Source organism: Stutzerimonas azotifigens DSM 17556, assembly GCF_000425625.1.
Taxonomy (GTDB): Bacteria; Pseudomonadota; Gammaproteobacteria; order Pseudomonadales; family Pseudomonadaceae; genus Stutzerimonas; species Stutzerimonas azotifigens.
The window spans coordinates 45,396-58,432 of the sequence record NZ_KE384407.1 but is presented as its reverse complement, the minus strand read 5'-3'; the positions used below and the strand labels follow the sequence as shown (position 1 = coordinate 58,432).

Here is a 13,037-nt window from a genome sequence, read left to right as displayed (position 1 = left end):
GCGCGACCCTGGGCCGACGGCATCAGACCCGGAACCGGCCGGTCCGCTCGTGCAAGGCCTGCACCTGCCCCGACAGGCTCCGGGTGTGGTCGTCAAGCGTCTGCCGCAGGGTTCGGGTGCGGCCGGTGTGGGTATTGATCTCCTCCATCTTGCCGGCGATGTCTTCGGTGGTGGTGGAGATTTCCTCCACCGCCACGACCACCTGGTTCATCTCCGAGGTGAGCTTCTCCACCGACAGGGTGATTTCGTCGATCGCACCGGCGGCCTGGCCGGCGTCGGTTTCGCTCTGGTGCGCCAGCTCCAGGCCGCTGCCGATCAGCTGATCCATCTGCTTCGTCTGCCGGCCCAGCTCATCGACGATACGGGTGATGTCGGTGGTGGCCGAGACGGTCTTCTGCGCCAGCGAACGCACCTCGTCGGCGACCACCGAGAACCCGCGACCGGCCTCTCCGGCACGAGCCGCTTCGATGGCGGCGTTGAGCGCGAGCAGGTTGGTCTGGTCGGCCAGGCCGTTGATCACGCCGATGATGCTGTTCACCTGGGTAGCGGAGTGGGTGAGCGAACTGACCTGGGCGTGGGTGTCGCGGATCAGCCCGGACAGCCGGCGCATGTTCTCAACGCTGGTGCCGATGACCTGGCTGCCGACCTGCGCCGAGTCGCAGGCGGCGCGGGTGGCCGTGCCGACGTCGGTGGTGCGCTCGGCGATCTCGCTGATGGTCCGGGAAATCTGCTGCGACGCCGCGGTGGCCTGCTCGGTCTGCTGTTCGACCTGGGCGCTGTTGTCGTCGAGCCGCTTCATCGCGTCGTTCAGGTGGCCGTGCAGCCGCTTCAGGTCCTCGTTGCCGTCGGCGACCTGGCGGATCAGCGAGCAGATGCTCTGCACCATCTGGTTCACCGCCAGGCCGAGCTGGTTGAACTCGTCCCGCGGGTTCCGGCCGACGGCCAGTTGCCCGGTGAGATCCCCGGCGGCGACTCGGGCCAGGGCGTCGTTGACGCGCGTCAACTGGCCTAGCAGGGCGCTGGAAGCCCGGCCGAGGGTGAGCAGCAGCACCGCCGCGCCGACCAGGAAGACCAGCCCGAGAATCAGCGCCGCCGACGTGCGTGCACGTTCCACCTCGGCCGCGGTGCGCGCGATGATGCCGTCGCGCAGGTCGCCGAGGAGCCGGTCGATGGCCTGTTCGATGTCCTGGCCCTGGCTGTCCAGGCGCGCTTGCAGCCTGTCGATCTGCCCGATGATCGTATCCGCCGTGAGGAAGGCATCGCGAAAGGCGACGGTATCCATGCCGATCTGACTGTCGCGCCAGTCCAGTTCGTCGATCTGCACGAGCAGGCCGTCGATGGCCGCCCGGGCCTTGTCCGCGAAGCCCGGGTCGAAGGTGGCGAGGTAGTCGCGCTGAGCGCCCACCGCCTCGCGAATGAACGGCTGGATCAGGCCGATGGTGATCGCCTCCAGCGGTTTCGTGGCCGTCGCCAGCGCCTGCCGCGCACCGTCCTCGGGACGCAGGCCGAGCGCCTGGTTCTGCTCGAGCCATTGTCGTTGCAGGCCGGCGTCGGTGCGCAGCAGCTCGCCGACCCGCTCGGCCTGACGGAGCAGCGCAGGGTCGCCGAGCCGACTGGCATTCTCGCCGAGCGCTGCAGCCTGTCGTTCGATCTCGGCGAGCTGCCCGGCGTACCGCTCGCTGGTCTCCGGCCGCAGCCCCCGTCGCTGGGCGCCGACGCGCAGCCAGTCGTTCAGCAGGTCGAGGGTCTCGCCGCGAAACGAGGTGGCGGCGCGCTGCGCTTCGAACGAGCCGCCCAGGCGTTCGTTGATCCACAACGCTGCGCCGACCATAGCCGCGAGGCTGATCAGCGAGACGGCGATCAGGGCGCGGAACTTGTCCTTCCAGGAAAGAAACCTTGGCATGGCGACTCCTTGTCCGTATCTGGCGACCCACTACAGGGTGGTCGGCCGGTGACGGCGTCTCTTTAGCGACAGGCCGGAAAACGCAAGGCCCGGCCACCGGCTGCATGCCGTTGGCCGGGCGCTGGTCGCCGGGCGTATTACCAGAGGGCCAGGCTGTAGGTCAGGATCAGGCGGTTCTCGTCCAGGTCGTTGCCGAAGTTGGAACGAACCGTGGCGTTGCGCCACTTGATGCCCAGGTCCTTCAGCGGGCCGCTCTGGATCACGTAGCCGATGTCCATGTTGCGTTCCCACTCCTTGCCTTCCCGCTCGCGACCGGCGACGGCGACGTCGTCACCGGAGATGTAGCGGGTCATGAAGGTCAGACCGGGGAGGCCGATGGCGGCGAAGTTGTAGTCGTAACGCAGTTGCCATGACTTCTCTTCGGCGTTGGCGAAGTTGTTGATCTGTACGAAGTTGACCAGATAGGGGTCGCTGATGAAGGGGAAGGCGTCGTCTCCTGACATCCGCTGATAGGCCGCGCCGAATGCATGGCCACCCAGGCTGTAGGTGACCATGGAACCGAATGCCTTGTTGTCGAGGTTGCGGAAGTTGCCGTCCTCGGTGGAGCGCGCATAACGAAGGTCGAACTTAAGAGACTGTTTGTCGCCGAGCGGAAGAACGTAGTTGAGCGTGCCGTAATACTGCTTGTAGACATCTTCCAGATTGCCATAGTGCAGGCCTGCCGAAAGATTGGGCGTGAACTTGTAATCGCCGCCGGCAAAGATGAACGCGTCACTGGCCTTGCCGAACACGACCATGTCTTCGTAGTTGCTGCTGCTGTTCTGGCGAATGGCCGTGAGCTTGCCGCCCTGCAGGGTCAGGTTGTCGATTTCCTGGATGTTCACCAGGCCGCCGCGGAAGGCGGTCGGCAGCAGGCGGCTGTCGTTCGACGAGACGATCGGGCTGCGGAAACGCAGGTCGCCCAGGCGCAGGGTGCTCCTGGAAAAGCGTGCCTTGGCGGTCGCAGCCAGCTTGGAATACTCGTCTTCCGAACCGCGCGCCGGGTTGCCGTCGTTGGGCAGCAGGCCGCTGCCGTAGGTGCCGCCGCCGGAATCGAGCTTGACGCCGAGCATCCCCAGCGCATCGACACCGAAGCCTACCGGCCCTTCGGTATAACCCGATTCGATGTTCAGCAGAAAACCCTGGGCCCATTCTTCGGCCTTGTCGCGCGAACCGTCCTGACGAAAATCACGGTTGAAATAGAAGTTGCGAAGTTCGAGTGCGCCCTTGCTGTCGGCAAAGAAGTCGGCATGGGCCAGATTGGGTATTGCGCCGCTGACCACTGCCAATGCGGCAATCCGGTTGATCGGTTTCATTGAAGTCTCCTGTAAGTTGCGCGCAGCCGTAGATCCCTCGGCTGCCGGCAGAGCGCGATCGGTAAAGTTCTAGTTATGGGGGCTCGATTACTGCCGGCGCATTCTTGGGAGTTCGCGGAATAATCGTCCAACGAGAAAAAGCAGTTTCGCCCGACAAGAAAAATCTATCGGGCCGACAGCCGAGCGATGGCACAGGCGTTGCACTCGTTTCGGGCGGAGCGTGATTTTGCACCTCTCAGGCCCAAGCAAAGCAGGGAGCGTCATCTGCCAATGAACATGCGATTTCTCGAGACATTCGTCTGGGTAGCCAGGCTGAAGAGCTTCCGCCTCACCGCGGAGAAGCTGTTCAGCACCCAGGCGTCGATTTCAAGCCGTATCGCAGCCCTCGAGGACGAGCTCGGCGTGCAGCTGTTCCTGCGCGATTCCAAGGGCGTCACGCTGACCGCGCAGGGCCAGCGGGTGCTGGAATACGCCGAGCAGATGATGGACACCCTGCAGGCGATGAAGCAGTCGATCAGCAATGTCGGGGACACGCGCGGCCTGATCCGCATCGGTGCGATGGATACGGTCATGCACACCTGGTTGAGTTCATTCGTAGCGCGAATCATGGAGTGTTACCCGGCGGTGGAGATCGAGCTCACCGCCGACACCGCCCGGAACCTCTGCGACCAGTTGCAGAAGGGCTACCTGGACATCATTTTCCAGACCGACGAGGTGCGCGCCGACTCGGTGCGCAACCAGGCGCTGGCGCAGTATCCCGTGCAGTGGGTGGTTTCCTCGGGGTCCATCTTCGATCGCGCCTACCCGTCGCTGGACGACCTGACGCGCGAGCGGGTGATCACCTTTTCCAAGAACTCACGGCCGCACCAGGACCTGCTGAACATGCTGCACGCCAGCAACATCGCCTCGCCCCGGGTGAGCTGCGTCAACTCGGTGGCCGCCATGACGCGCTTGATCCGCGACGGCTTCGGCATCGGCGCGCTGCCACCCGCGCTGGTCGCCGACGAACTCAGGCAGGGCGCGCTGGCGATGCTGGACGACGTGCCGGTGCCGCCGGTGATGGATATCGTCGCGACCTGGCGCGCCGGCGTCGGGCTGGAACTGGTCGACAGCGTGGTCGCCCTGGTGCACGAGGTGATCGCCGAGTACGCCCGCAGCATGGGCCCGGACATGGTGCGGCCGGTGGACCCGGGCGCGCCGGTGCTGGTGTCGGAATCGGCCTGATGGTCTCCTGGCCGATCCCGTATCGGCACAGGCGCCGGCATGCCGTTTCGCCTCGGACGAGGGGGCTTCGCCATTGCGGTGAAAGCCCCTTTTTTGTGCACGCATGCAGGCCGGCGTGGCAGGGATGCGCTATCTGAACCCATAAGGTTTTCCGATCATGCGTTGCCGGATTTTCTAGTTGGACACCGCCTGTCCGGCTGCCGAGACTCGAACCGAGCTCCACCGTAATGCGTAACGAATACCGACAAGCAAAGCCAACAGAGCGACTGGAGAAAGTCCCCATGAAAACATTGATGTCTCGCTTCGGCCTTCCGGCCCTCGCCTGTGCCATCGGCCTGGCGACGTTCGACGCCCAGGCCGCGGAGCGGTGGAACATGACCGTCGAGAACCCCGACGGCAATTCCATCACCGAAGTGGCCAAGGAATTCGCCAGGAACGTGGCGGCGGCTACCGACAACGAACTGCAGATCCGCGTGCACAGCAACTCGGTGCTGTTCAAGCGCCCCGAGGTCAAGCGCGCGGTGCAGACCGGCCAGGTGCAGGCCGGCGACGTGCTGATGTCGGTGCTCGGCAACGAGGACCCGATCTTCGAAGCCGACAGCGTGCCGTTCCTCGCCCGCAGCTATCCCGAAGCCCGCAAGCTGTGGCAAGCCAGCCGCCCGCTGATCGAGGCGCGCCTGGAGAAGCAGGGCATCAGGCTGCTGTACGCCATGCCCTGGTCGCCGCAGAGCATCTATACGCAGAAGCCGGTCAACGGCATGGCCGATTTCAAGGGCATGAAATTCCGCGCCTACAACCCGGCGACCTCGCGCATGGTCGAGCTGATGGGCGCCGTGCCCACCGTGATCAACGTCGCCGAGGTGCCGCAGGCATTCAGCACCGGCATGATCAACGCCATGCTGACCTCGCCGACCACCGGCGTCGACACCCAGGCCTGGGACTTCGCCAAGCACTACTACGACGTGCAGGCCTTCATTCCGAAGAACATGGTGATCGTCAACGCCCGCGCCTTCGGCCGTCTGCCGGAGGCCGCGCAGAAGGCAGTGCTCGATGCCGCGGCCAAGGCCGAGGAGCAGGGCTGGCAGGCCGCCGAGGCCGAGACCGGCGAGCTGGTCAAGAAGCTGGCCGACAACGGCATGCAGATCCATGCCGAGGCGCCGGCGGACATCGAGGCGGCGCTGGCCGACATCGGCCGGACCATGACCGACGAGTGGCTGCGCAAGGCCGGCGAGGACGGGCAGAAGGTCGTCGGCGCCTTCCAGAACTGAAGCCGTGCAAACCCGCCCCGGCCGGGGCGGGATTCATGAACAGGGGTAACTTCATGAAGCCGCTAAAACCGCTCTATGGATTCTGTGGGCTGCTGTCCGGCGTGTTCATGGTGCTGATCTGCGTACTGGTGGTCACCCAGATCATCGCCCGCCTGTTCGGCACCATGGTGCCCTCGTCGGACGAACTGGCCGGCTACGCCATGGCCTCCTCGGGATTCCTGGGCCTGCCGTACGCGCTGCACCGTGGCGCGCACATCCGCGTCTCGCTGCTGTTCAAGGCGCTTTCCGAACGCGGCCAGCACCTGCTGGAGATCGCCAGCACGCTGGTCGGCCTGGTCATCGTCGCCTACCTGGCCTGGTTCACGGCCTTGTTCGTCCATGAAAGCTATGTGTTCGGCGAGGTGTCCTCGGGGCTGCTGCCGATTCCGATGTGGATGCCGCAGGTGCCCATGGCGCTGGGTACCGCCGTGCTGGTGGTCGCCATGCTGGACAGGTTGGTCTCGCTGCTGACGGACCGCAGCTTCGAGGTCGCCGACGCGCAGCCCGCCCTGAGCGAGTGAGCGTGCCGCGGGCCGTTCTCCAACAACAATCAGCGAGATAACCGTGGAATATTTCATCATCTCAGCGACGTTGCTGGTCGCGCTCTTCGTGCTGCTGGGCGGCGGCGTCTGGGTGGCCCTGTCGCTGCTGGGCGTGGGCATCATCGCCATGGAGGTCTTCGGCGGCGCGCCGGCGGGTCCGATCCTGGCGACCACCGCCTGGGCCTCCAGCGCGAGCTGGACGCTGACGGCGCTGCCGCTGTTCATCTGGATGGGGGAAATCCTCTATCGCACCAAGCTTTCGCAGGACATGTTCCACGGCCTGTCGCCCTGGGTCCGGTTCCTGCCGGGGCGGTTGCTGCACGCCAACGTGTTCGGCTGCGGCATCTTCGCCGCGGTCAGCGGCTCCTCGGCGGCCACCGCCGCCACCATCGGCCGCATCTCGCTGCCGGAGCTGAAATCGCGCGGCTATCCGGAGGCGATCTCCATGGGCTCGCTCGCCGGCGCCGGCACGCTGGGCCTGCTGATCCCGCCGTCGATCATGATGATCGTCTACGGCGTCGCCGCCCAGGTCTCGATCTCGCGGCTGTTCATCGCCGGGCTGCTGCCGGGGCTCCTGCTGCTGGCGATCTTCTCGGGCTACCTGATGCTCTGGTCGATGCTGAACCGCGAGCAGGTCCCGGAGGAAAGCGAGCGGCTGTCGTTTCGCGAGAAGCTGGTCCGCGCGCGCCTGCTGATCCCGGTGGCGCTGCTGATCGTCGCGGTCATCGGTTCGATCTACGCCGGCATCGCGACCGCCACCGAGGCGGCGGCGGTCGGCGTGGTCGGCGCCCTGATCATCGCTGCGGTGTCGGGCTCGCTGACACGCGAAACCTTCACCGCCAGCCTGATGGGGGCGGTCGCCACCTCCTGCATGATCTTCTTCATCCTGCTCGGCGCGCACTACCTGACCGCCTCCATGAGCTTCACCGGGCTGCCCTCGGCGCTGGCCGACTGGATCGTCGCCAGGGAGCTGTCGCCGTACCTGCTGCTGCTTTCGCTCACGGTGCTGTTCATCCTGCTCGGCTGCTTCCTGGACGGCATCTCGATCATCCTGCTGACCACCGCGGTGGTGATGCCGGCGATCCAGGCGGCGGGCATCGACCTGCTCTGGTTCGGCGTGTTCGTGATCCTGGTGGTGGAGATGGCGCAGATCACGCCGCCGGTGGGATTCAACCTGTTCGTGATTCAGGGCCTGACCGGGCGGGACCTGTGGTCGGTGGCGCGGGCCAGCATGCCGTTCTTCTTCCTGATCGTGCTGGCGACCATCCTGATCACGCTCTTTCCGCAGATCGTCCTGGTGCTGCCGCAGGCGGTCATGGGGCGGTAGCGGGGCGCAGGTAGGCTGTTGCGCAATACGGGGGAACTGGAGACTCGCACTCATATCTGAACAGTCGGCGTGACGGTCCGGCATCCCGGATCGTCAGGCCCCTTGAGGCCCGACAAGGACGTGCAGCGTCGTGCGATTCGGAAGTTGGTGCGCCGCAGTCCTCGATGGCCCGTTCGACCGGCCGATCACGCTGCCCTTTCCCCGTGCCCGGCCGGCCTTCACCCACGACAAGTCCTAGCGGAGCGAAAACATGGCGTTCTTCAGCGCGACCAGCAAGGCCGATTTCCAGCACCAACTGAAAACGGCCCTGGCGCAGCACGTAGGCGATGACTTCCTGCCACAAGTGGGGCTCTTCGCCGAGCAGTTCTTCGGCATCACACCGCTCGCGGAGCTGACCCAGCGGCGCATGTCCGACCTGGTCGGTTCCACCCTGGCCACCTGGCGCCTGCTCGAGCACCACGAGCCGGACGCACCGGTGGTGCACGTGTTCAACCCGGACTACGAGAAGCACGGCTGGCAGTCCACCCACACGGTGGTCGAGGTGCTGCATCCGGACCTGCCGTTCCTGGTCGACTCGGTGCGCATGGAGCTCACCCGCCGCCGCTACAGCATCCACACCCTGCAGAACAGCGTGCTGCAGGTGCGCCGCGACGCCGAGGGCAATCTGTTGCAGCTGTCGCCCAGGGGCGCCGCCACGACCGACAGCCGCCCCGAGTCGCTGATCTTTCTGGAGATCGACCGCACGGCCAGCGCCGCGGAACTGCGCGAACTCGAGCAGGCGCTGCTCAGCGTGCTCAGCGACGTGCGCCTGGCGGTCGGCGACTTCGAGGTGATGAAGGCCAAGGCCAGCGAGCTGGCCGCGGGCCTGAACGGTGCCAACGCCGCCGCCGAACCCGAACTGCCGGAGATCCGCGCCTTCCTGGAGTGGCTGGCGGACGACCACTTCACCTTCCTCGGCTACGAGGAGTTCACCGTCGAGGAGCGGCCCGACGGCGGGCAGATCGTCTACGACGAAGGCTCCCTGCTCGGGCTGTCCAAGCGGCTGCGCGTCGGCCTGTCGGAGGCCGAGCTGCACATCGAGCCGCGCGCCGTGCAATACCTGCGCGAGCCTCTGCTGCTGTCCTTCGCCAAGGCCGCGGTGCCGAGCCGCGTGCACCGCCCGGCCTATCCGGATTTCGTCTCCATCCGCCAGCTCGACGAGCACGGTCGGGTGATGCGCGAGTGCCGCTTCATGGGCCTGTTCACCTCCTCGGTGTACACCCAGAGCGTGCGCGACATTCCCTTCATCCGGCGCAAAGTCGAGGCGCTGGTGGAGCGCTCCGGCTTCGGCAGCTCCGCGCACCTGGACAAGGAGCTGGCCCAGGTGCTCGAGGTGCTGCCGCGCGACGAGCTGTTCCAGACGCCGGTGGACGAGCTGTTCGAGACCGCCATCGCCATCGTGCAGATCCAGGAGCGCAACAAGCTGCGGCTGTTCCTGCGCACCGACCCCTACGGCCGTTTCTGCTACTGCCTGGTCTACGTGCCGCGCGACCTGTATTCCACCGAGACGCGGCTGAAGATCCAGCAGGTGCTGATGGAGCACCTGCAGGCCAGCGACTGCGAGTTCTGGACCTACTTCTCCGAATCGGTGCTGACCCGGGTGCAGTTCATCCTGCGCATCGATCCGTCGCGGCAACTGTCGATCGACGTGGCGCAGCTGGAGCAGGAGGTGGTGCAGGCCTGCCGCACCTGGCAGGACGAATACGCCAGCCTGATGGTCGAGCGCTTCGGCGAAGCCCAGGGCAACCTGCTGCTGCACGACTTTCCCAAGGGTTTCCCGGCCGGCTACCGCGAGCGCTTCCCGGCGCATTCGGCAGCGGTGGACATGCAGCACATGCAGAGCCTGTCGGAGGAGCGCCCGCTGCTGATGAGCTTCTATCAGCCCATCATCGCCGAGGATAACCGGCTGCACTGCAAGCTCTATCACATCGACCGGCCGCTGCCGCTGTCGGACGTGCTGCCGATCCTGGAGAACCTTGGCCTGCGCGTGCTCGGCGAGTTCCCGTACCGGCTGCAGCGCCGCGACGGCCGGGTGTTCTGGATCCACGATTTCGCCTTCACCTACGCCGAAGGGCTGGAAATCGACCTGCTGGAAATCAACGAGCCGCTGCAGGACGCCTTCATCGCCACGGTGAACGGCCAGGCCGAGAACGACGCCTTCAATCGCCTGGTACTCACCGCCGGGCTGACCTGGCGTGAAGTCGCGCTGCTACGCGCCTATGCCCGCTACCTGAAGCAGATCCGCATGGGCTTCGACCTCGGCTACATCGCCTCGGCGCTGCTCAACCACACTGCCATCGCGCGCGAGCTGGTGCGGCTGTTCAAGATGCGCTTCTACCTCGCCCGCAAGCTCGGCGACGAAGACCTGGCCGACAAGCAGCAGCGCCTGGAGCAGGCCATCCTCGCCGCGCTGGACAACGTCGCGGTGCTCAGCGAGGACCGCATCCTGCGGCGCTACCTGGCGCTGATCAAGGCGACCCTGCGGACCAACTTCTACCAGCCGGACGCCGCCGGACGGGCCAAGGACTACTTCAGCTTCAAGTTCGATCCGCGCGCCATCCCGGAACTGCCGCGGCCGGTGCCGCGCTACGAAATCTTCGTCTACTCGCCGCGCGTCGAGGGCGTGCACCTGCGCGGCGGCAAGGTGGCGCGCGGCGGCCTGCGTTGGTCCGACCGCGAGGAGGACTACCGCACCGAGGTGCTCGGGCTGGTCAAGGCGCAGCAGGTGAAGAACGCCGTCATCGTGCCCGGCGGCGCCAAGGGCGGCTTCGTGCCGCGCCGGCTGCCGAGCGGTGGAACGCGCGACGAAATCCAGGCCGAGGCGATCGCCTGCTACCGGATCTTCGTCAGCGGCCTGCTGGACATCACCGACAACCTGAAGGAAGGCCAGGTGGTGCCGCCGACCAGCGTGGTGCGCTACGACGAGGACGATCCCTATCTGGTCGTGGCGGCGGACAAGGGCACCGCGACCTTCTCCGACATCGCCAACGGCATCGCCGCCGACTACGGCTTCTGGCTCGGCGACGCCTTCGCCTCTGGTGGCTCGGCGGGCTACGACCACAAGAAGATGGGCATCACCGCCAAGGGCGCCTGGGTCTCGGTGCAGCGGCATTTCCGCGAGCGCGGGATCAACGTGCAGACCGACCCGATCAGTGTCATCGGCATCGGCGACATGGCCGGCGACGTGTTCGGCAACGGCCTGCTGCTGTCCGGGACGGTGCAGCTGGTGGCCGCCTTCAACCACCTGCACATCTTCATCGACCCGAACCCGGACGCCGCCGCCAGCTTCGCCGAACGCCAGCGGCTGTTCGAGCTGCCGCGCTCGTCCTGGGCCGATTACGACGCCTCGCTGATTTCCGAGGGTGGTGGCGTGTTCGCCCGTTCGGCCAAAAGCATCGCCATCAGCCCGCAGATGAAGGCGCGCTTCGACATCGAGGCCGACCAGCTGACCCCGGCCGAACTCATCCATGCGCTGCTCAAGGCGCCGGTCGACCTGATCTGGAACGGCGGCATCGGCACCTACGTCAAGTCCAGCGAGGAGAGCCACGCCGACGTCGGCGACAAGGCCAACGACGTCCTGCGGGTCAACGGCAACGAGCTGCGCGCGAAAGTGGTGGGCGAGGGGGGCAACCTCGGCATGACCCAGCTCGGTCGGGTGGAATTCAACCTCGCCGGCGGCGCCAGCTTCACCGACTTCATCGACAACGCCGGCGGGGTGAACTGCTCCGACCACGAGGTCAACATCAAGATCCTGCTCAACGAGGTGGTGAGCGCCGGCGACCTGACCGAAAAGCAGCGCAACCAGCTGCTCGCCGAGATGACCGACGCGGTGGCCGAACTGGTGCTGCACGACAACTACAAGCAGACCCAGGCCATCTCCAAGGCGAGCTTCCGCGCCCATGAGCGCGCCGGCGAGTTCAGGCGCCTGATCGCCGCGTTGGAGGCCGAGGGGCTGCTCGACCGCACGCTGGAATTCCTGCCCGCGGATGACGCCATCGAGCAGCGCGCCGCCGAAGGCAAGGGGCTGACGCGCCCGGAGCTGTCGGTGCTGATTTCCTACACCAAGATCGACCTGAAGCAGGCCCTGCTCAAATCCGCGGTGCCGGACGACCCGTACTTCATGCGCGAGATGGAGACGGCCTTCCCGCGGCGCATGGCCGAGCAGTATCCGGACGCCATGTACCGCCACCGCCTGCGCCGCGAGATCGTCAGCACGCAGATCGCCAACGACCTGGTGAACAACATGGGCATCACCTTCGCCCATCGCCTGGTCGAGGCCACCGGGATGAGCCAGGCGAACGTGGCCGGCGCCTACATCGTGGTGCGCGACATCTTCCACCTGCGCCACTGGTGGCGGCAGATCGAGGAACTGGACTACCGCGTGCCCGCCGACCTGCAGAACGTGCTGCTGGATGAGCTCACCCGCCTGGGCCGGCGCGCCACCCGCTGGTTCCTGCGCAACCGCCGCGGGCAGCTGGACGCCACCCGCGACGTGGAACATTTCGGGCCGCGCGTCGAGGCGCTCTACACGCGCCTGGGGGAGCTGCTCGAGGGCTCGGCGCATGCGCAGTGGCAAACACGCTACGAGCAGTACATCGAGGCCGGCATCCCGGAGGAACTGGCGCGCGTGGTCGCCGGCACCAGCCATTTGTATACGCTGCTGCCGATCATCGAGGCGGCGGACGTCACCGGGCAGCCGCTGGAGCAGGTGGCGACCACCTACTTCTCCGTCGGCGGTGCGCTGGACCTTCCCTGGTACCTCCAGCAGCTCACCTCGCTGCCGGTCGGTAGCAACTGGCAGGCGCTGGCGCGCGAAGCCTTCCGCGACGACCTCGATCTGCAACAGCGCGCCATCACCGTCTCGGTGCTGCAGATGGGCGACCACCAGGGCGCGCCGAAGGAGCGCGTGGCCCTGTGGATGGCCCAGCGGGAGGAGCAGGTGGAGCGCTGGCGACGCATGCTCGCCGACCTGCGTAACGCCACGCAGCCGGACTACGCCATGTACGCGGTGGCCAGCCGGGAACTGCAGGACCTGACGCAGAGCCCGCCGAGCGCCTGACGGGAAGCAGGCAAGGCATTCGCAATCCCGTAGGAGCGAGCTTGCTCGCGAACGGGAAGGGCAGGCCCTCACCCCTGGCCCTCTCCCGGAGGGATAGGGGGTTGGCCACGCGTGGCCGGCAGCTCGTGCCATGGTCGCAGGCAGCGCCTCTTTTCCCTTCTCCCCGCGGGAGAAGGTGGTCCGCAGGGCCGGATGAGGGTAGCTGTGCCGTGCGGGTCCGGGTCGCAGGCAGAGCCTGCTCCTACGGGTTCACCGCGTGGCCGCAGCTTTTCCCTTCTCCC

The 13,037-nt window shown here is 66.4% G+C and carries 7 protein-coding genes; 5 read left to right on the top strand and 2 right to left on the bottom strand.

The features are described 5' to 3' along the window. Positions 1–22: 22 nt before the first annotated feature. Together H610_RS0108775 and H610_RS0108770 are read right to left on the bottom strand one after the other, a co-directional pair. Complete coding sequence (locus H610_RS0108775; RefSeq protein WP_028239306.1) at positions 23–1,903, bottom strand: methyl-accepting chemotaxis protein; 1,881 nt, start codon at positions 1,901–1,903, stop codon at positions 23–25. A gap of 137 nt (positions 1,904–2,040) precedes the next feature. Further along, positions 2,041–3,258: an OprD family porin gene (locus tag H610_RS0108770; RefSeq protein WP_028239305.1), complete on the bottom strand. Its 1,218-nt coding sequence runs from the start codon at positions 3,256–3,258 to the stop codon at positions 2,041–2,043. 270 nt (positions 3,259–3,528) lie between these two features. Here H610_RS0108770 and H610_RS0108765 point away from each other — a divergent pair, with 270 nt between their 5' ends. The 5 genes from H610_RS0108765 (at position 3,529) to H610_RS0108745 (ending at position 12,756) form a co-directional block, all read left to right on the top strand. Further along, positions 3,529–4,482: a LysR family transcriptional regulator gene (locus H610_RS0108765; protein WP_028239304.1), complete on the top strand. Its 954-nt coding sequence runs from the start codon at positions 3,529–3,531 to the stop codon at positions 4,480–4,482. Positions 4,483–4,763: 281 nt separating this feature from the next. Next, entirely contained in the window at positions 4,764–5,750 is a 987-nt protein-coding gene (locus H610_RS0108760) for a TRAP transporter substrate-binding protein (protein WP_028239303.1), read from the top strand. A gap of 53 nt (positions 5,751–5,803) precedes the next feature. After that, positions 5,804–6,310: a TRAP transporter small permease gene (locus H610_RS0108755; RefSeq protein ID WP_028239302.1), complete on the top strand. Its 507-nt coding sequence runs from the start codon at positions 5,804–5,806 to the stop codon at positions 6,308–6,310. Between the two features lie 43 nt (positions 6,311–6,353). Next, positions 6,354–7,658: a TRAP transporter large permease gene (locus H610_RS0108750; protein WP_028239301.1), complete on the top strand. Its 1,305-nt coding sequence runs from the start codon at positions 6,354–6,356 to the stop codon at positions 7,656–7,658. A 250-nt stretch (positions 7,659–7,908) separates the two neighbouring features. Continuing rightward, the gene (locus H610_RS0108745) at positions 7,909–12,756 is read left to right on the top strand and encodes an NAD-glutamate dehydrogenase (RefSeq protein ID WP_028239300.1); all 4,848 of its coding nucleotides are present in this window, start codon (positions 7,909–7,911) and stop codon (positions 12,754–12,756) included. Positions 12,757–13,037: the final 281 nt, after the last annotated feature.

Excerpts from the sequence above, each read along its gene's own strand:
- H610_RS0108775 (WP_028239306.1), bottom strand. The coding sequence starts at position 1,903 with ATGCCAAGGTTTCTTTCCTGGAAGGACAAGTTCCGCGCCCTGATCGCC.
- H610_RS0108770 (WP_028239305.1), bottom strand. The coding sequence starts at position 3,258 with ATGAAACCGATCAACCGGATTGCCGCATTGGCAGTGGTCAGCGGCGCA.
- H610_RS0108760 (WP_028239303.1), top strand. The coding sequence starts at position 4,764 with ATGAAAACATTGATGTCTCGCTTCGGCCTTCCGGCCCTCGCCTGTGCC.
- H610_RS0108745 (WP_028239300.1), top strand. The coding sequence starts at position 7,909 with ATGGCGTTCTTCAGCGCGACCAGCAAGGCCGATTTCCAGCACCAACTG.
- H610_RS0108765 (WP_028239304.1), top strand. The coding sequence starts at position 3,529 with ATGAACATGCGATTTCTCGAGACATTCGTCTGGGTAGCCAGGCTGAAG.
- H610_RS0108755 (WP_028239302.1), top strand. The coding sequence starts at position 5,804 with ATGAAGCCGCTAAAACCGCTCTATGGATTCTGTGGGCTGCTGTCCGGC.